This window comes from Ruegeria sp. AO1, assembly GCF_056535985.1.
The window spans coordinates 1,871,278-1,889,692 of record NZ_JBQFJC010000001.1; the positions used below are offsets into that span (position 1 = coordinate 1,871,278).

15 protein-coding genes are annotated in these 18,415 nt (G+C 60.1%); 10 read left to right on the forward strand and 5 right to left on the reverse strand.

What is annotated here, in order from left to right; genetic code table 11:
- Nucleotides 1–14 precede the first annotated feature (14 nt).
- On the forward strand, nucleotides 15–638 hold the full coding sequence (locus ACR3FB_RS09225; protein ID WP_170705178.1) for a thiamine phosphate synthase: 624 nt from the start codon (nucleotides 15–17) through the stop codon (nucleotides 636–638).
- Here the strand turns inward: ACR3FB_RS09225 and ACR3FB_RS09230 are convergent.
- Entirely contained in the window at nucleotides 631–1,743 is a 1,113-nt protein-coding gene (locus tag ACR3FB_RS09230) for a HupE/UreJ family protein (RefSeq protein WP_480564416.1), read from the reverse strand. The two genes, ACR3FB_RS09225 and ACR3FB_RS09230, sit on opposite strands and share 8 nt — an antisense overlap.
- Before the next feature lie 165 nt (nucleotides 1,744–1,908).
- Here ACR3FB_RS09230 and ACR3FB_RS09235 point away from each other — a divergent pair, with 165 nt between their 5' ends.
- From ACR3FB_RS09235 to ACR3FB_RS09245, 3 genes are all read left to right on the forward strand, one after another.
- Complete coding sequence (locus ACR3FB_RS09235) at nucleotides 1,909–2,802, forward strand: PfkB family carbohydrate kinase (protein WP_170665042.1); 894 nt, start codon at nucleotides 1,909–1,911, stop codon at nucleotides 2,800–2,802.
- A complete protein-coding gene (locus ACR3FB_RS09240) occupies nucleotides 2,799–3,710 on the forward strand; it encodes a pseudouridine-5'-phosphate glycosidase (RefSeq protein WP_170458499.1) in 912 nt (303 codons plus the stop codon). Before ACR3FB_RS09235 ends, ACR3FB_RS09240 begins: the two co-directional genes overlap by 4 nt.
- Nucleotides 3,711–3,774: 64 nt before the next feature.
- Entirely contained in the window at nucleotides 3,775–4,452 is a 678-nt protein-coding gene (locus ACR3FB_RS09245; protein ID WP_170373840.1) for a DUF502 domain-containing protein, read from the forward strand.
- Here ACR3FB_RS09245 and ACR3FB_RS09250 read toward each other — a convergent pair whose 3' ends face one another.
- Nucleotides 4,453–5,478: a patatin-like phospholipase family protein gene (locus ACR3FB_RS09250; protein WP_480564412.1), complete on the reverse strand. Its 1,026-nt coding sequence runs from the start codon at nucleotides 5,476–5,478 to the stop codon at nucleotides 4,453–4,455.
- 64 nt (nucleotides 5,479–5,542) lie between these two features.
- Nucleotides 5,543–6,316, reverse strand: a complete 774-nt coding sequence (locus ACR3FB_RS09255) for a 3-hydroxybutyrate dehydrogenase (protein WP_425082878.1) — start codon at nucleotides 6,314–6,316, stop codon at nucleotides 5,543–5,545.
- 285 nt (nucleotides 6,317–6,601) lie between these two features.
- On the opposite strand from ACR3FB_RS09255, the gene ACR3FB_RS09260 reads away from it, so the two are divergent.
- Together ACR3FB_RS09260 and ACR3FB_RS09265 are read left to right on the forward strand one after the other, a co-directional pair.
- A complete protein-coding gene (locus ACR3FB_RS09260) occupies nucleotides 6,602–8,416 on the forward strand; it encodes an extracellular solute-binding protein (RefSeq protein ID WP_480564410.1) in 1,815 nt (604 codons plus the stop codon).
- Nucleotides 8,417–8,711: 295 nt separating this feature from the next.
- On the forward strand, nucleotides 8,712–8,933 hold the full coding sequence (locus ACR3FB_RS09265; protein WP_170665037.1) for a hypothetical protein: 222 nt from the start codon (nucleotides 8,712–8,714) through the stop codon (nucleotides 8,931–8,933).
- A gap of 2 nt (nucleotides 8,934–8,935) precedes the next feature.
- Here the strand turns inward: ACR3FB_RS09265 and ACR3FB_RS09270 are convergent, their stop codons facing one another.
- Nucleotides 8,936–9,559 carry a helix-turn-helix domain-containing protein gene (locus ACR3FB_RS09270; RefSeq protein WP_170373845.1) on the reverse strand — a complete coding sequence of 208 codons (624 nt, stop codon included), beginning with the start codon at nucleotides 9,557–9,559 and terminating at the stop codon, nucleotides 8,936–8,938.
- 65 nt (nucleotides 9,560–9,624) lie between these two features.
- Here ACR3FB_RS09270 and ACR3FB_RS09275 point away from each other — a divergent pair, with 65 nt between their 5' ends.
- The 4 genes from ACR3FB_RS09275 (at nucleotide 9,625) to ACR3FB_RS09290 (ending at nucleotide 14,802) form a co-directional block, all read left to right on the forward strand.
- Nucleotides 9,625–11,142 (forward strand): class I adenylate-forming enzyme family protein, encoded by a 1,518-nt coding sequence (locus ACR3FB_RS09275; protein WP_480564406.1) that lies wholly within the window; start codon nucleotides 9,625–9,627, stop codon nucleotides 11,140–11,142.
- Nucleotides 11,139–11,795 carry a DsbA family oxidoreductase gene (locus ACR3FB_RS09280; protein ID WP_480564403.1) on the forward strand — a complete coding sequence of 219 codons (657 nt, stop codon included), beginning with the start codon at nucleotides 11,139–11,141 and terminating at the stop codon, nucleotides 11,793–11,795. Before ACR3FB_RS09275 ends, ACR3FB_RS09280 begins: the two co-directional genes overlap by 4 nt.
- Before the next feature lie 78 nt (nucleotides 11,796–11,873).
- On the forward strand, nucleotides 11,874–13,082 hold the full coding sequence (locus ACR3FB_RS09285; RefSeq protein WP_480564400.1) for a multidrug effflux MFS transporter: 1,209 nt from the start codon (nucleotides 11,874–11,876) through the stop codon (nucleotides 13,080–13,082).
- A gap of 61 nt (nucleotides 13,083–13,143) precedes the next feature.
- Nucleotides 13,144–14,802 carry a tetratricopeptide repeat protein gene (locus ACR3FB_RS09290; protein ID WP_480564398.1) on the forward strand — a complete coding sequence of 553 codons (1,659 nt, stop codon included), beginning with the start codon at nucleotides 13,144–13,146 and terminating at the stop codon, nucleotides 14,800–14,802.
- Nucleotides 14,803–14,934: 132 nt separating this feature from the next.
- Here the strand turns inward: ACR3FB_RS09290 and mfd are convergent, their stop codons facing one another.
- Entirely contained in the window at nucleotides 14,935–18,396 is a 3,462-nt protein-coding gene (gene mfd / locus ACR3FB_RS09295; RefSeq protein WP_480564395.1) for a transcription-repair coupling factor, read from the reverse strand.
- Nucleotides 18,397–18,415 lie beyond the last annotated feature (19 nt).

The window sequence follows — 18,415 nt, forward strand, 5'->3', positions numbered from 1 at the left end:
TGAAGGACGCGCTAATGGACACCCCCGAGCAGCCTCAGATCTATCTGATCACACCGCCGACCATCACGCTTAGTACCTTCCCCGACCAATTGGCGCGGGTTCTTGACGGGACCGAGATTGCCTGCATCCGGCTGGCCTTGGCTGGGAATGACGAGGACACGATCGCCCGCGCCGCAGATGCCTGCCGCGAGGTGGCGCATGCGCGCGACGTGGCTATCGTGATCTCAAACCACGTTCTGCTGGCGCAACGGCTGGGGCTGGATGGTGTGCATCTGGACGATGCGGCGCGCTCGGTTCGGGCTGCGCGCAAAGAGCTCGGCACGGATGCGATTGTCGGTAGTTTTTGTGGGGCCTCCAGCCATGACGGCATGACGGCTGGCGAAGCAGGCGTTGACTATGTCGCCTTCGGCCCGGTCGGAGCGTCGTCATTGGGCGACGGCACTCTTGCCGAAAAGGACCTATTCCAGTGGTGGTCGGAGATGATCGAGGTCCCGGTCGTGGCCGAGGGCGGCCTGACCCCAGACCTGATCCGCACTCTGTCCCCGCATACGGATTTCTTCGGCATCGGCGATGAAATCTGGTCGGCGGAGGACCCTTCGGCCGCTCTGAACGACCTTCTGTCCCATATGGCTAGCTGAGTATCAGGGGCTCGGCCAACCAATAGACGGCAATTCCCGCAATCAGGATCGAGGCCAGAACCGATATTCGGCCTCGCATCCTCTCAGATGCCCCGGCAATCAGAGTTGAGACCGCAAAAACTGCGGCGACTATTGCGTAAAGCGCCGCCAGCACGCCGCCCGCATAGCCGAATATTGCTGGCGGCAAATGATCCGGTGGCATCCCAATCGTCGCCAGCGAGGCGCTAAGCGTGATCCCGCACAACAATCCGGCACCGAAAACAGCGAGCAGGCGGAATACAGTCAGTCGTCTGAGAACCAAATTCCACAGCACCAACACAAGTGTTGCAGCCGTAAGCGCCTGAGAGGCGATCGCAAAAGGCAAAGCAACCGCGCCGTATACCGAAAGCGCCAGACCGAAGATCAACCCGAGGGACACAAACAACATCTGCGCCAACAACGGACGCAGGCTGAGGGTCAAAAAGACCAGCGACAGCACAAGGGCGATCTCGTGATAGCCATGCGGCAGGATGCGAGACAGACCCCTTGGCAGAAACCCCTGCAGCACCTGTTGCGGGCCGAGCGCGGCACCGCCTTGCAACGGGATCAGAGGGCTGACCTCTCCGGCGACCAGATAGCCCGTGTAGGGTGCGTCGACACGCTGTTGTTTCACAACGGCAGGCCCGTGCCCCTCGGGCCATGTCAGGCGCAAACTGGACGCGGCTTCCGGCAGCGGCGCAGCCAGCAACAGCTTTGACAAACGCGGAGTATTAGGATCACCGACAATGGGAATGCGCACGCCCTCATAGGACAGGCGGGCCGGGCCTGCGAGTTCGACCCGCAGCGTCTCGGCCCAGTCTTTGACAAACGACCGAACTTCAGGCTCCAGCTCTGAGGAGACCCGTCGGCGCAACTCTCTGTACCGCGCGTCATCGGCAAAATCCTGGCGGGTTTCGGGGTCGATCCCGGCCAAGAACATCTCGGCATTCAGCGTGACCTCAAGGAACAGAGTGTCTGCCTTCGTCCAGAACTCGACAATAGTCGGAGGGGTCTGAGCCTTCGCGGGCCACGCCGAAAGCACCAGAAAGACAGGCAAAATCAGGAGGAAACGGAAAATACCGCTCATCTGCGACGCTCATCAATAAAATCATCAATCATACAGGTCGAGTGTCCCGCCGAACGCATCGGATCGCAAGTCGAAACGACGGCGGATCGGAACACAAAGGCCTTATCTCTGTTATCGCTGACGTTCTGGCTTGCACGGCCCTCAGCGCTGCGGCATGACAGCACCATGACTCAGAACAGTGAAATCCTGTGTATCGGTTCGGTCCTGTGGGACGTGATCGGACGCTCGGCAAGTGCCATGCGGCAAGGATCGGACGTGCCTGGGCGGATCACCCGTCTTCCCGGCGGCGTTGCCATGAACATCGCCATGACGCTGGTGCGGTTTGGCATGACCCCAACCCTGCTGACCGCCATTGGCCGCGACCCGGAGGGTGACGAGCTGGTCCACGCTTGCGCCCGGCTCGGCATGGTCACCGACCATATCTACCGCTCGCAAGACCTGCCGACCGATCGCTACATGGCGGTCGAAGGGGCCAACGGCCTGATCGCGGCCATCGCTGACGCCCACTCGCTTGAGGCTTCAGGCGCGAAAATCCTGCGCCCGTTGATGCACGGGCCGCTGGGTTATGAGAACACGCCGTTCGAAGGGCCGATTGCGCTGGACGGCAACCTGACGCTGGACTTGCTGGAAGAAATCGCCCAAAGCCCCGCCTTCGCCAAGGCGGACCTGCGGGTTGCACCCGCCTCACCCGGCAAAGCCGAGCGACTGCTGCCCTTCCTAAAACATGCCCGCGCGACGCTCTATGTGAACCTCGAAGAGGCTGGCCTGTTGTGCCAGCGCGAGTTTACCGATTCAGAATCCGCCGCCAAAGGCCTGCTGGACCGGGGCGCGCTGCGCGTTCTCGTCACCGATGGTGGCAATTCGGCCACCGTGGGCTCGGCCAAAGGCGTTCTGACCCAGACACCTCCGTCTGTGCTTGTGACCCGCGTGACCGGCGCGGGCGACACGTTCATGGCCGCCCATATCGCTTCAGAATCAGACGGCGCCGACGCGCAAACGGCTTTGACCCGCGCGCTCCACGCCGCTGCAACATACGTTTCAGGAGAAACTCCGCTGTGATCCCTATCCACTACTCTGCCGAGGTCCGCGCCGCGAAAGACGCAGGCCACCCCATCGTGGCGCTGGAAAGCACCATCATTACCCACGGCATGCCCTACCCCCAGAACGTCGAGGTCGCCGCACAGGTGGAACAGGACATCCGCGATGCCGGAGCTGTGCCCGCCACCATGGCCGTGATCGAAGGCGTGCTGCATGTGGGCCTTGAACCCGACCAGCTGCAGGCCTTGGGCCAGGCTCAGGGTGTTGCGAAAATCTCGCGCGCGGACATGGCCGCCTGTATCTCGACCGGCGGGACCGGAGCCACAACAGTGGCCGCAACCATGATCGCCGCGCAATATGCGGGGATTGAGGTCTTTGCCACCGGCGGGATCGGAGGCGTCCATCAGGGGGCCGAGACCACGTTTGATATCTCAGCCGACCTGCATGAGCTGGGTCAAACCCCAGTGACGGTTGTGGCGGCGGGTGCCAAAGCGATCCTCGATCTGGCCAAAACGCTGGAAGTACTGGAAACGCTGGGCGTTCCGGTCATCGCCTATGGTCAGGATGCCTTTCCCGCCTTCTGGTCCGCGCAATCCCCATATGCCGCACCGCTGCGCATGGACAGTGCTGAGGCCATCGCAAAAGCTCATGCGACGCGCCGCGCGCTGGGCCTACCGGGCGGTCAGCTGGTCGCGAACCCGATCCCGGCCGCAGACCAGATCCCGGCCGAGGAGCTGGCCCCGATCATCGCCGCTGCCCAGGCGGATGCAGATGCTCATCGGATCACTGGCAAGGCCGTCACGCCCTATCTGCTGCAGCGGATCTTTGAAAAGACCGAGGGTCGCTCACTCACCGCGAACATCGCCTTGGTGCGCAACAACGCGCGATTGGCGGCGAATATTGCTAAGGCACTGGTAAACGGCGCGTAAACCTGCCCTATTGCACCGGCGCATCGGACTGCTTAGGTAGTTTCTCAAACCACTCGGACCTGTAATGAACACACCGTTTGACGAAGAGCCACATCGCCGCCCCGGCTTGTTCTCGCGCCTGCGCGGTTCTTTTCTGACGGGTATCGTTGTCATTGCGCCTGTCTGGCTGACAATCTGGCTGATCTGGTCCGTCGTGGGCTGGATCGACAGCGCCGTTCTGCCGCTGGTGCCACAGCAGTTCCGCCCCGAAGAATATGTGGGCATCAACCTGCGCGGCGTCGGGGTCATCATCTTCCTGGTGTTCACCATTCTGGTCGGCTGGGTCGCCAAAGGCATCTTGGGCCGGTCCTTCATCTCATTCACCGAGAGCCTCGTCGATCGGATGCCGATCGTCCGTTCGATCTATTCCGGGATCAAACAGATCTCGGAGACGGTGTTCGCGCAGACCGAGCGCTCTTTCGAGAAAGCCTGCCTCGTGCAATATCCGCGGCGTGGCATCTGGGCCATCGGGTTCGTATCGACCACAGCAAGGGGTGAGGTTAGCAATCGCGCCGAAACAGGTGGCAACCTCCTGAGCATCTTCATCCCGACAACGCCAAACCCAACCTCCGGCTTTCTGCTTTTCTTTCCGGAAGAGGATGTGATCCTGCTGGACATGTCGATTGAAGAGGCCGCAAAGCTCGTAATCTCGGCCGGTCTGGTCTATCCCAACGAAAAAGACCCGACGCAGCCGCCCGAGTGATCAGCCAAACATTGCGGGTAGATCAACGGTACTGTGCTGCCCAAGATCATCCTTGTGACGCGCCAGAAACCCATCTGCCGCGTCGCGACCCGCGTGCTTCAACTTGTGCAGTACTACCGGATTGGGCACCGTTTTGGTCGCCACGGACAAGCTGTTCATCAGCTCATTATCCGCAATCATGTGCACCAAAACGCGGCTCATCTCACCGGCTTTCAGCTTGCCTTCTTCCAGCAGCCGCTGAACGAAATTGATCGCTCGCAACTCGCGAAACAGGGATGAGTTAAAGCTGATCTCATTGATCCGGTTCTGGATTTGCTGCGGCGTGACCGGCAACTCGTCCCGTTCCAGAGGGTTGATATTCACGATCACCACATCATCGGGAAGGTCACCCTCGAACAAGGGGTACAGCGCCGGGTTGCCGGTATAGCCGCCATCCCAATAGGCTTCGGTCCTGTCGGTTTCGGGGTCATAAATCTCAACCGCTTTGAACAGCGTCGGCAAACAGGCCGAGGCCAAAATCGCATTGGTCGAGATCTCATCGCCCGTGAACACACGGATCTTGCCGCTGCGCACGCAAGTCGCGCAAACAAACAGACGTGGCCCCTGATCAGCGCAAACCTCATCAAAGTTGAACCGATCCACCACGGATTCCAGCGGGTTCGAATAGAACGGACCATAGGCATAGGGGGACACCATCCGGGACCACGCATCTCCAATGGAGTAAGGCAGCGAATACTCCATCGCCTGCGCGATGCTCGCAGGCTCCAGCCCCCGGAACCAGTTGGCAATTCGCATATCGCCAAGCGCCCCCATGCGTTTCCACAATCCGTCCAGCCGCGCCCGCGCGCCCTCGCGCCCATTTGCAACCATGCCCGACTTGAACGCAGCCCCGTTCAATGCCCCGGCTGAGGTTCCGGTGATCGCCGCAACCTCAATATCCTCTTCATCGAGGAGGCGGTCGAGGACACCCCAAGTGAACGCCCCATGCGCCCCACCACCCTGCAATGCCAGATTGATCCATTTCATGGTTCCGCCTCTTCATCTGGCCAAAAATATCCCGGGGGTATGGTGGCAGAGCGCCCATGAAAGTTCACAAAGCCGTCCAGCCACCATCGACCGAGATCGTCGTTCCGGTAATCTGCGCCGCCGCGTCCGAGCATAGGAACACCGTCGTCCCACCCAATTGCTCAACCGTTGCAAACTCTTTCGACGGCTGCCGTTCCAGCATAACGTTCTTGATCACGTCCTCACGGCTCATGTTGTATTCTTTCATCGTGTCGGGAATCTGAGCCTCGACCAGCGGCGTCAGCACATAGCCCGGACAGACCGCGTTGCAGGTGATCGGCTCCTGCGCGGTTTCCAAAGCGATGGATTTCGTCATCCCCACAACCCCATGCTTGGCCGCCACATAGGCCGTCTTATAGGGCGACGCGGTCAGCCCATGGGCCGAGGCAATATTCACGATCCGCCCCCAGCCCGCCGCACGCATCAGGGGCAATGCCGCCGCCGTGGTGTGAAAGGCCGAGTTCATGTTGATCGCGATGATTGCATCCCACTTGTCCACCGGGAACTGATCGATGGGCGAGACGTGCTGAATACCCGCGTTGTTCACGAGAATGTCACAAGTACCGGCCTGTTCGATCAGCGCCCGGCATTCCGCACCCTTCGACATATCCGCTTTGATGTAGCGTGCATTGGTGCCTGTCTCGGCTGCAATCTCAGCCGCCAGCGCATGATCTTCGTCCCGATCCGTGAACGAATTCAGAACCACATCCGCCCCGGCTCTTGCCAGCTCGCGCGCGACACCCAGCCCGATCCCTGAATTCGATCCTGTGACGATTGCCGTTTTTCCCGAAAGGCTCATGACCGCTCTCCCTCAAAAGTCCACTGAGCGCACAGTGCCATGCTGCACCTGCAAAGAAAACGGGGAACTGCGTCGCGCCCGGTTGTAAAACTGCCAAAAAAAACGCCCGCACGAAGCGGGCGTTAAGTTATTGAGGCAGGTTTCATACAGGCAAGAAACCTATCGAGCAGTGAGACCTTTATAAGCAATTCTGTGCTTTCGTCCAAGCTAAAAGTTTGAAAACAAGAAAAATCATCGCTACGATGAATCCCAACAAAATAAGGCCAGAGCAGGATTGTTTCCAAAATGAGCCCGTATTTTTCACACCCGCTTCGTGGTTTGGCAGCGGGAATCGCCCTGCTTTTTGCGTCCTCACTAGCACAGGCAGAATCGACTCATGGCATAGCTATGTATGGCGACCCGGCCTTACCACCGGATTTTGTGTCTCTACCCTATGCGAACCCGGAGGCGCCCAAAGGCGGCAAAGTCGTTTTCGGAAATACCGGCGGCTTTAACAGTTTGAACCCGTTTGTGCAAAAAGGCACCCCTCCGTGGCAATTAAGATTTTGGACACACGAGAGCCTGATGGGCCGCTCCTGGGACGAACCTTTCACTCTTTACGGGCTGTTAGCCGAATCGGTTGAGACTGCGCCAGACCGGTCATGGGTGGAATTCACCCTCCGGGAAGAGGCTCGATTCTCCGATGGCACCCCGGTCACAGTTGACGATGTGATCTGGTCTTTCCAGACCCTCGGGACCGAAGGGCATCTGCGCTATCGCGGTCTCTGGTCCAAGATCGACAGTATCGGACAGACCGGCCCGCGCTCCGTCCGGATCAGCTTTAACGAGGCTGACCGCGAACTTGCATTGATCGTAGGCCTGCGTCCGATCCTTCAGAAAGCCCAATGGGACGGGAAGGATTTTGCCGAAACGCAGCTGCACGACGTTCCTGTCGGAAGCGGACCCTATGTGGTCGAAGATTACGAGGCCGGTCGCTATGTGAACCTGCGTCGAAATCCGGACTATTGGGGCGCTGATGTTCCGTTTCGCCGTGGCACGATGAATTTCGATGACATCCGGATCGAATTCTACGGCGATGCCACCGTTCTGTTCGAAGCCTTCAAAGCCGGAGAGCTTTCCGCCGTGCGTGAGTTCAACGCCGACAAATGGGACACGCAGTACGGCTTCCCCGCCGTTCAACGTGGCGATATGATCAAGACCGAGATCCCGCATGGTAAGCCCTCGGGCATGACCGGGCTGGTGATGAACACCCGCAAAGCTCCGTTCGACGACTGGCGCGTACGTGAAGCCCTGATGCTGGCCTTCAACTTCGAATTCATCAACGACACGATCACCGGCGGTGCGCAGTCGCGGATCTCATCCTATTTCTCGGGCTCTGATCTGGCGATGCGACCGGGACCCGCGACGGGGCGCGTTGCGGACCTGTTGGCGCCCTATAGCGCAGACCTGATCCCCGGAACGCTTGAAGGCTACGCCCCACCCGAGGGCGACGGTTCAGCCCGAAACCGCGCGAACCTGCGTAAGGCGGCAAAACTGTTGGCCGAGGCTGGCTGGACCATTCAGGACGGCGTGCTGCGCAATGCAGCGGGTGAGCCGTTTCAGATCACCGTTCTGCTGCAACAAGGCGATGGTGAGATGCAGACAGCGGTCGAGATCTACACCCGTGCGTTGGAACGTCTGGGCATTCAAGTCACGACTGAGCGTGTCGACAATGCGCAATATACCGGGCGGTTATCTGAGCTAGATTTCGATATGACCCCGTTCCGCCGCGCCCTGTCCTTGTCGCCGGGCAATGAGCAGCGCCTCTATTGGGGCAGCGAGTCCGCCGATGCGCAGGGCACACGCAACCTGATGGGTGTCGCCTCACCGGCTGTTGACGGGATGATCGACGCCATGCTCGCTTCGGAAAGCCGTAAGGATTTCGTGGCCGCCACCCGCGCCCTCGACCGTGTTCTGACGGCGGGCCGATACGTGATCCCGATCTGGAGCTTCGACGTCGGCCGTATCGCCCATGTCAGTGCACTGAAATACCCCGAGACCCTGCCGATCTACGGCGATGGCCCGCAATACATGCCCGAGGTCTGGTGGTACGCTGATTAGAACCACGCGCATAGGGTGTGACGCACCGGAACTGACACCTATGCACGTGGTGATCGGCAAAAACTGGCACATTCCGCGGCACGCAAAATAATGCGCTCATATCACAAAGCGTCCCTATATATGGACGTTCGCCCGGGTTTTGCACCAAACCCACGGCACAAACCTGACTCTAATCGGCATAATATCGACCTGCTCAAGGGTGCGACATCTTGTCATGTCTTCCGCTGCGTCAACTCGTCCGTACGCTGTCCATAGGGGAGAGCCGTCCTGAAACCTGAAGAAGGAAAGCTCGCAGATGCTGAACTGGACCGATCTGACACAAGACTGGAACGCGTGCTACGCCCGCGCTAAACGCCGTTTTCCCAACCTGAGGGACCAGGATATGTCGCGCGTCGGCAAGGATCGCAAACAGTTCGAAGCCTATCTGGCCGAACGTCATCACCTGACCGTCAATGAAGCTCACGAAGAGGTCGAGGATTTCCTGTTCACGGAATCGCTGAACCGCGAGTTGAACTAACCCTAGGCGAGTGATGTCACCCAGAGGATGGTCGCATCCTCATCGCTAACCGAAATCACATTGTGCCCCATGCTGCCGTCGTAATAAGCGCTGTCGCCCCGGCGCATCTCAACGGGTTCGTAAAACTCGGTGTACAACCGCACGACGCCGGTTAGGACGTACATGAACTCCTCACCGTCATGACGCACCCAGCCTTCGAACTCATCCATCGAACGGGCGCGGACGCGGGCGCGATAGGGGAGCATCTGCTTTTTCGTCAGGGTCTCGGCCAACAGTTCATGCTCGTAGGTGGCCGTGGCATGTGCAGCTCCCTCGCCCGACCGGGTTACGGCCATACGGCCAATCACCTGCTCACGCTGCGGCGGGGTGAAGAGCTGAGGCACCGAGATCTCCAACCCGATGGCCAGCTTTTTCAGCGCATCGTAAGTGGGCGACATCTGACCGTTTTCGATCTTGCTGAGCGTTGAACGCGCCAGCCCGGCCTGCGAGGCCGCCTGCTCCAGCGTCCAGTTGCGCGCCTTGCGCAATTCGCGCACGCGGGCGCCCAGGTCCAAAGGCTCGGGTTCTGTGTGTTCGCCTGCATCGCGGGCAATGCGGATCAGGGATTTGGGATCTTGGGTACTCATGACTTCGTCTATAGGGCGCACAAGCCGCGCTTGCAACGCGCCATGGGCCGGGTTAGCCAGTTGCCATGCTGTCAATCTTCGATCAGGGGCCACCGACGCCCTGCCCGACCCCGTTTAATCTGGCCGCTCATGTGCTGGGCAGGGCGGATGCGTTGGCCGATAAAACCGCCCTTTCCGTGTTGCGCCAAAACGGGTCCGAAGACTGGAGCTATCGCGCATTGAAAGCCGCTGTTCTGGGAACGGGTCAGGGCCTTTTGCAGGCCGGACTGCACCCCGGAGACATCGTGCTGATGCGTCTTGGAAACACCGTCGAGTTTCCGATCGCCTATCTTGGGGCTATCGCCGTCGGCATCGTGCCTGTTCCGACTTCATCGCAACTGACCGAACCGGAAACCGCCCGGATCATCGCGGAGCTTTCGCCCGCCGCCATCTTGCGCGACCCCTCTGTGGCCTGTGCCGAGCACCCCAATCAAATCCATCTGGACGACCTGATCGCCATGCATGACCTGCCACCTGCGCAGTTCGACATGGGCGACCCCGAGCGTCTGGCCTATGTGGTGTATACCTCGGGCACCTCGGGCAAGCCCCGCGCGGTCGCCCATGCTCATCGAGCGATCTGGGCACGTCAGATGATGGTCGATGGCTGGTACGGGCTGACTAAGAAGGATCGCCTGTGCCACGCGGGTGCGTTCAACTGGACCTATACGCTGGGCACCGGCCTAATGGATCCGTGGACGATCGGAGCTTCGGCCCTGATCCCTGAACCCGGCACCGATATGTCTCAATTACCGCAAATGCTGCGCCAAAACCGCGCGACGATCTTTGCTGCGGCACCGGGTGTTTTTCGCAAGATGCTGTCCGGTACGGATCGGATTGAGCTGCCCGATTTGCGCCACGGCCTATGCGCCGGGGAAAAGCTGTCTCGGTCGCTGCATGCCCAGTGGGAAACGGCCACCGGAACAGAACTTTACGAAGCGTTCGGCATGTCCGAATGTTCGACCTTCATCTCGTCCAGCCCAACTCATCCGGCGCGCGGGGATGCCCTGGGACAGCCCCAACCGGGCCGCCGCGTCGCGATCCTCGGGCCGGAGGGGCCTGTGCCGCAAGGGGCCGAGGGGACCATCGCCATTCACCGCTCTGACCCCGGCCTGATGCTGACCTATCTGAACGCCCCCGAAGAGGCCGCCGCCCGACTGCAAGGCGACTGGTTCCTGACCGGCGATCAGGGCGCCATGGCCGTCGATGGGCAGATCACTTATCTGGGGCGCGACGATGACATGATGAACGCGGGCGGCTACCGCGTCTCGCCGGTTGAGGTCGAATCCGTCCTGTCCCGCTACCCCGGCATCACTCAGGTCGGGGCCGCAGCCGTCGAGGTCAAACAGGACACATTCGTGATAGCGGCCTTCTACTCCGGCCCCGATAGACTGGACGAAGACGCTCTGCACGCCTATGTCCAAGCCAATCTGGCGCGCTACAAACAGCCGCGCGCCTTTGTTCACCTTCCCGAGTTGCCAACCGGCGGCAACGGCAAACTCCTGCGCCGCGCGTTGCCGGCCTATTTCAAGGCGTCCAACCGATGACCCAGACTGTCAAGCTTGATATACTGTCCGATCCGATCTGCCCGTGGTGCTACATCGGCAAAACCCATCTGGACAAAGCCTTGGCAAAACTGCCGGACCACCCGTTTGTGATCGAATGGCACCCGTTCCAGCTGAACCCCGATATGCCAGACGCGGGCATGGATCGGCGCGAATATCTGGAACGGAAATTCGGCGGCAAGGACGGTGCGGTGCGCGCCTATGCGCCCGTGGTCGAACATGCCGAGAATGCAGGCCTCAAAATCGACTTTGAGGGGATGAAGCGCACGCCAAACACCCTGGACGCACATCGCCTGATCCACTGGGCCGGGATCGAGGGCAAGCAGAACGCCGTTGTCGATGCTCTGTTCGACGCCTATTTCGTTCAAGCGCGTGATATCGGCGACCCGGAGGTCCTGTCCGACATCGCCGATAGCGCTGGTATGGACGCGGCAGTGGTAATGAAATTGCTGAAATCCGACGCCGACCGCGAGGATATCCGCAACCGCGACACCCACTCACGCGAGATGGGCGTTAGCTCGGTCCCGACCTTCATTGTTGCCAACCAACATGCCGTTCCGGGCGCGCAACCTCCTGAAATATGGGAGAAAGTGATCGGAGAAATCATGTCTCAACTTGAGGCTTCCTCTGCATAGAAGCACAGAGGTCTGTGCGAAATTCCGGTCTGGCGCAACCTGATCCGTCGTGATAGCGCGATCAGGTAAGGAGTCCCCATGACCAACCGCATGTCTCGTGGAGAGTTCATTGCGCTGATCGCAATGATGTTCTCGACCATCGCCTTTTCGATCGACTCGATGCTGCCTGCCCTGCCCGAGATCGGCGCGCAGCTCAGCCCGGATGACGTCAATCGCGCGCAGCTGATCCTGACGTCTTTCGTGCTTGGGATGGGGATTGGCACGTTTTTTACCGGCCCTCTGTCGGATGCGTTTGGCCGCAAACCGGTCATCTATGGCGGTGTCGCGCTTTATATTGCGGCCTCGGCCGTGGCTTGGGCCAGTTCCTCGCTTGAACTCGTTCTGGCGGCCCGTGTGGCACAGGGGCTGGGCGCGGCAGGTCCGCGCGTTGTGGCTATGGCTGTCATCCGCGATTTGTACTCGGGCCGGATCATGGCGCGCATCATTTCGATCGCAATGCTGCTGTTCACGCTTGTACCCGCCGTGGCACCCATGTTGGGGGCCGGAGTGATCGCCCTGTTCGGCTGGCGCGGTATCTTTATGTCCTTTATTCTATTCGCCGTGATCGTCTGCGTCTGGATGGGAACCCGCCTGCCCGAGTCGCTGGCTGTGGAGAACCGTCGCCCCTTCCGTCTACCGCTGATGGTCGCAGCAACGAAAGAGATGTTCGCCCATCCAACCGTGCGTTTGTCGATCATGGTGCAAACCCTGTGCATGGGGATTTTGTTCACCATGCTGACCATGGTTCAGCCCGTCTACGACGTGATCCACGACCGAGCTGAGAGCTTTCCGTTCTGGTTCGGGTTCGTCGCACTGATGTCGGGATCGGCCAGTGTGTTGAATGCAGCCCTAGTCGTGCGCGTCGGCATGCGCCGCATGGTGACTTGGGCGCTCGGGGCGCAGATCGGCATCACGGCGTTGGTTATCGTGACCAATTCCTTCCCGCTGTCGCCCGACGCCTCGTTTGGCCTGTTCGTGGTTTGGCAAACCACCGTCTTCTTCATGGCAGGTGTGACCATGGGCAACCTGAACGCCATCGCGATGGAGCCGATGGGGCATATCGCCGGAATGGCCGCCTCTGTCATCGGCTCGGTCTCGACAGTGCTCGCCGCAGCCATTGCCGCCCCGGTTGGGCTGCTATTTGACGGCTCGATCTTGCCTTTGACTACCGGCATTCTGACCATGTGTATCCTGGCCTTCAGCCTGATGATCCATATGGGCCGCATCGAAAACAGACTGCTCGCCTGAGGATTTTCAGCCCGGATCAAACGCGCTACGCTGTCCCGACCAACATGGCGGAGGGTCAGTTATGAGTGAGTATTACGATCTGGGCACTTATTCCTGCCCTGTTTCAACAGCATCCGCTGAAGCCCAAATCTGGTTCGACCGGGGGCTGGTCTGGACCTACGGCTACAACCATGATGAAGCCGTCGCCTGCTTTGAAAAAGCTGCCGAACATGACCCGAACTGCGCCATGGCGCATTGGGGTGTCGCCTACGCGGCTGGCCCGAACTACAACCTGCCCTGGGACTTGCAAGATGACCGGGGACGGCAGAAAGCACTGACAAAGGCCTTTGACGCCACGCAAAAGGCGCTGAGCCTAACCGATGGCTGTACCGAGGTTGAAAAGGCTCTGATCCACGCCCTGCAGTTCCGGTATCCGCAGCGTGATACGACCGAGGGCATGCATGATTGGGACTATGATTTTGCCGACGCGATGCGCGCGGCCTTTAAGGCTCAGCCAGATCATCTGGACCTGCGTACAATCTATGTTGAGGCGCTGCTCAACCTGACGCCGTGGCAAATGTGGGACCTGTCAACAGGTCAACCCGCCGAAGGGGCCGCCACGCTTGAGGCGCAAGAGGCGCTGGAGTGGGCCATGCAGGACGACCCCGCCGCCATGTCTCACCCCGGCCTTCTGCACCTGTACGTTCACCTGATGGAGATGTCCCCAACCCCCGAAAAGGCCCTCAAAGCGGGCGATATCCTGCGCACTCTGGTCCCGGATGCAGGCCACCTTGTGCATATGCCGACGCATATAGATATCCTCTGCGGCCACTATCAGAACGTGGTGCATTGGAACCAGAAAGCCTCGGAAGCGGACCTGAAATATTATGAGCGTGAAGGGGCGTTCAATATCTACACCGGTTACCGCCAGCACGACTATCATTTCACCATCTATGGCGCGATGTTTCTGGGTCAGATCGAACCGGCCCTGCGGGCCAACCAGGGTATCTGGGACACAACCCCCGAAGAGATGTTGCGCATCGAGAGCCCGCCCATGGCGGATTTCTTCGAAAGCTACATGTCCATGGGGCCTCACATCCTGATCCGCTTTGGCCGGTGGGAGGAGGCAAAAGCGCTGGCGCTACCCGACGACCCTGACCTGTACCGCACGCTGACGGCAACAACCCACTACGCCCGCGCGCTTGCTTTCGCCGCGACCGGCGATGTGCCCAACGCCGAAGCCGAGGAGCAGCTTTTCCTCAAAGCCAAGGTCCGAGTGCCCGAGGCTCGGCGATTGCACAACAACCGCGTCATCGACCTGCTGGAGATCGCCACCGAAATGCTGCGCGGTGAGATCGAATACCGAAAGGAAAACTTCGATCTCGCCTTCGCTCACCTGCTCCGATCTGTCGAATTGGACGACACCTTGCCCTACGACGAGCCTTGGGGATGGATGCAACCCACCCGCCACGCCCTGGGCGCGCTGCTCTTCGAACAAGGCTATTTGACCGAGGCGGAAACCGTTTACCGAGAAGATCTGGGCCTTGGTGGAACTCTCAGTCGCGCCTCGATCCATCCGGACAATATCTGGAGTTTGAAGGGCCTGCACGATTGCCTGAAAGCCCGCGGTGATACGATTGAGCTACCTCAGATCAAACAGAGGCTGGACTTGGCCCTGGCAAGGGCCGACCGCGCAGTGGCTGCATCCTGTTTCTGCGCCCAGTCCGCAATGCAAGGCTGAATCGCGCTGCGCGCGATGCCTCCGGCGGAGGTATTTTTAGCCAGATAAAGTCCGGATCGCCTGCTTCATCTGGCCGGAAATACCTCGGGGGAGTCGCGGCTTGCCGCGGCGGGGGCAGCGCCCCCTTCCCCGCTATCCGTTTGTCTTCGCCTTTTTTCTTTCGGCCACGACTTTCTCAGCAAGGTCACGGGCAATCGCAAAAGCGCCTTTGATCTTGTCGCTGTCTTTCTTCCAGTCGCGGCGCACAACGATTTTGTTGTCTTTGACCTTCGCCATGCCGCGCTGGTTCTGGATGAACTCGACCAACCCTTGGGGCGAGGCGAATTTGTCATTGTGAAACTGAATCGTCGCGCCTTTCGGCCCTCCATCCAATTTCGCAATACCTGCACGCTTACACATGGCCTTGATACGGACGACCAGCATCAGGGTGTTCACCTCTTTTGGCAGCGCCCCGAAGCGGTCAATCAGTTCCGCGGCAAAGCCCTCAAGTTCAACCTTGGTCGAGAGCGAGGACAAACGGCGATAAAGGCCTAGGCGGACATCAAGGTCGGGCACATAATCCTCGGGGATCAGAACCGGTACGCCCAGATTGATCTGCGGCGCCCATTGGTCATCGGCGTCCGAGAGCCCCTCCATCTCACCGGCTTTGATCTTGGCAATCGCCTCTTCCAGCATCGACTGGTAGAGTTCATAACCCACATCGCGCATCTGGCCGGATTGTTCTTCGCCCAACAAATTACCGGCCCCACGAATGTCGAGGTCCTGACTGGCAAGCGTGAATCCGGCTCCCAGCGTATCAAGCGAGCCCAGAACGCGCAGACGCTTTTCGGCGGTGGCGGTCAGCTTCTGGCGGGGTTTCGTGGTCAGATAGGCATAGGCGCGGGTTTTCGACCGCCCGACCCGGCCTCGGATCTGATAGAGCTGCGCGAGGCCGAACATATCCGCCCGATGCACGACCATCGTATTCGCAGTTGGGATATCCAGACCGCTCTCGACAATCGTCGTCGCCAGAAGCACGTCATATTTGCCGTCATAGAACGCGTTCATTCGGTCGTCGAGTTCACCCGCTGCCATCTGCCCATGAGCGACGACGTAAGTCAGCTCTGGTAATTGCTCCTTCAGGAACTCTTCGATCTCAGGCAGATCCGAGATGCGCGGCACCACGTAGAAGCTCTGCCCGCCGCGATAGTGTTCGCGCAGCAGGGCCTCGCGGATCGTTACCGCGTCGAACTCGCTGACATAGGTGCGGATGGCCAGACGGTCGATGGGCGGCGTGCCGATGATTGATAGGTCGCGCACGCCAGTTAGTGACAGTTGCAGCGTCCTGGGGATCGGCGTTGCGGTCAGAGTCAGGACGTGGATATCCGAGCGCAGCTGTTTCAGGCGCTCTTTGTGGCCAACGCCGAAATGTTGTTCCTCGTCGATGATCAGCAAGCCGAGGTTGTTGAAACGGATACCTTTTGCCAGCAGAGCATGAGTGCCGATCACAATATCGACTGTCCCGCGCGCCAGCCCGTCTCGGGTCTGTTGCGCCTCTTTCGCCGAAACAAAACGCGATAGCTGCCGAACCTCCAGAGGGAAACCTCGGAATCGTTCCTTGAACGAGGCCGCGTGCTGACGAGCAAGCAGAGTGGTCGGTGCAACGACGGCTACCTGAACGCCTGACATGGCGGCGACAAAGGCCGCGCGCATGGCGACCTCGGTCTTGCCAAAGCCGACATCCCCACAGATCAGACGATCCATTGGCGCGCCGGAATGCATGTCCTCCATGACTTCCGAGATGGCCCGCAACTGATCGTCCGTTTCCTGATAGGGGAAGCGCGCGCTGAACTCCTCCCACGCGTGGGGCGGTGGGTCCATCACGGGGGCTTTGCGCAGGGCGCGTTCAGCGGCGATGCGGATCAACTTGTCCGCCATCTCGCGGATGCGCTCTTTCAGCTTGGCCTTTTTGGCCTGCCATGCGCCACCGCCCAGACGGTCCAGCAGCCCTTCGTCATGGCCGTATTTCGACAGCAGCTCAATATTCTCGACCGGCAGGTACAGCTTGGCCGCTTCGGCATATTCCAGCAGCAGGCATTCATGAGCCGCACCAGCGGCGGTGACGACTTCCATGCCCATGTAGCGGCCGATACCGTGGTCCACATGCACCACCAGATCGCCGGGGCTGAGGGATTGGGTCTCGGTCAGGAAGTTCTCGGCCTTGCGTCGTTTCTTGGGCTGGCGGATCAGGCGGTCGCCCAGCACGTCTTGTTCCGCGATCACGGTCAGATCAGCCGTCTCGAACCCATTCTCCAAGGCCCAGACCGCCAGATGGAGGCCCCTTTTACCGATACGCGTACCATCGGTGACCGGGATCGCCTCGGCCAGACCTTCATCCTCGATCAAGCCGGTCAGACGTTCTCGCGCGCCTTCGGAATATGACGCGATCAGCACCGGTCCTTTGTCCAGCTTGCCTTTGATGTGGTCCGCTAAAGCGCCAAACAGGCTGGTGCTTTCCTGCTGACGCTCAGGCGCAAAGTTCCGCCCGATCCGCCCGCCCGCGTCGATCACGCCGGGTCCGCTGGCCTGTGGCAGAGGGCTGAACTGTAGCACTCGCCTATCGCCCACGGCCTGATCCCACGCCGCGTCATCGAGATAGAGCAAACCGGGCGGTGTCGGCTTATAAACCGTATCCATGCGTGAGCGGTTTTCCAGCGCCAGCCGCCGTGTCTCATACTGATCAGCAATCGTATCCCACCGCGCCAAACGCGCGGGTGAGACCTGATCATCCAGAGAAATCGTCGCCTCCGGCAGATAGTCGAACAGGGTTTCCAGCTTTTCGTGGAAAAAGGGCAGCCAATGTTCGATGCCCTGATGCTTGCGGCCCGCACTGACGGCCTCATAGAGCGGGTCATCCGTACCCGCCGCACCGAATTCGATGCGATAATTCTGACGGAATCGGGTGACCGCGGCCTCGTCCAGAATGACCTCGGAGACGGGGGCAAGCTCGACCACGTCAAGCTTTTCGGTGGTACGTTGCGAGACCGGATCAAAGCGGCGCGCGCCGTCCAGAACGTCTCCGAACAGGTCTAGTCGGACGGGGCCGGATTCGCCCGGAGGGAAGATGTCGATGATCCCGCCCCGGATCGCGTAGTCTCCGGGCTCCATCACGGTAGGGCTTTGGGTGAACCCCATCCGCACCAGGAACTTGCGCAGGGCGTCTTCGTCCACGCGTTGGTTGACGCGAGCGGTAAAGGCGGCCTCGCGCAGAATCTCGCGCGCGGGGACGCGTTGGGTCACGGCATTCAGTGTGGTCAGCAGCACGAAACGCTCGGGCATCTGGTGAACCAGCGCGGCCAGCGTCGCTACCCGTGCAGCGGCAATATCCGTGTTGGGCGAGACTCGGTCATAAGGCAAACAATCCCAACCGGGGAAAACGAAAACCGGCATATCGGGGGCAAAGAACGCAAGTGCTGCCCGTATCCGCTCCAACCGCTTGTCATCGCGCGCCACATGGCAAACCGGCCCGCCCGAGCGCGCGATCTCGTTCAGGACAAGCTGTGCGTCATACCCTTCGGGGGCACCGCCGACTGTCACGTGGTTCGGAGCCTTCATCCCTGCCCTTTCAGATTTC

Excerpts from the sequence above, each read along its gene's own strand:
- ACR3FB_RS09225 (WP_170705178.1), top strand. The coding sequence starts at position 15 with ATGGACACCCCCGAGCAGCCTCAGATCTATCTGATCACACCGCCGACC.
- ACR3FB_RS09230 (WP_480564416.1), bottom strand. The coding sequence starts at position 1,743 with ATGAGCGGTATTTTCCGTTTCCTCCTGATTTTGCCTGTCTTTCTGGTG.
- ACR3FB_RS09235 (WP_170665042.1), top strand. The coding sequence starts at position 1,909 with ATGACTCAGAACAGTGAAATCCTGTGTATCGGTTCGGTCCTGTGGGAC.
- ACR3FB_RS09245 (WP_170373840.1), top strand. The coding sequence starts at position 3,775 with ATGAACACACCGTTTGACGAAGAGCCACATCGCCGCCCCGGCTTGTTC.
- ACR3FB_RS09250 (WP_480564412.1), bottom strand. The coding sequence starts at position 5,478 with ATGAAATGGATCAATCTGGCATTGCAGGGTGGTGGGGCGCATGGGGCG.
- ACR3FB_RS09255 (WP_425082878.1), bottom strand. The coding sequence starts at position 6,316 with ATGAGCCTTTCGGGAAAAACGGCAATCGTCACAGGATCGAATTCAGGG.
- ACR3FB_RS09260 (WP_480564410.1), top strand. The coding sequence starts at position 6,602 with ATGAGCCCGTATTTTTCACACCCGCTTCGTGGTTTGGCAGCGGGAATC.
- ACR3FB_RS09265 (WP_170665037.1), top strand. The coding sequence starts at position 8,712 with ATGCTGAACTGGACCGATCTGACACAAGACTGGAACGCGTGCTACGCC.
- ACR3FB_RS09270 (WP_170373845.1), bottom strand. The coding sequence starts at position 9,559 with ATGAGTACCCAAGATCCCAAATCCCTGATCCGCATTGCCCGCGATGCA.
- ACR3FB_RS09275 (WP_480564406.1), top strand. The coding sequence starts at position 9,625 with ATGCTGTCAATCTTCGATCAGGGGCCACCGACGCCCTGCCCGACCCCG.
- ACR3FB_RS09280 (WP_480564403.1), top strand. The coding sequence starts at position 11,139 with ATGACCCAGACTGTCAAGCTTGATATACTGTCCGATCCGATCTGCCCG.
- ACR3FB_RS09285 (WP_480564400.1), top strand. The coding sequence starts at position 11,874 with ATGACCAACCGCATGTCTCGTGGAGAGTTCATTGCGCTGATCGCAATG.
- ACR3FB_RS09290 (WP_480564398.1), top strand. The coding sequence starts at position 13,144 with ATGAGTGAGTATTACGATCTGGGCACTTATTCCTGCCCTGTTTCAACA.
- mfd (WP_480564395.1), bottom strand. The coding sequence starts at position 18,396 with ATGAAGGCTCCGAACCACGTGACAGTCGGCGGTGCCCCCGAAGGGTAT.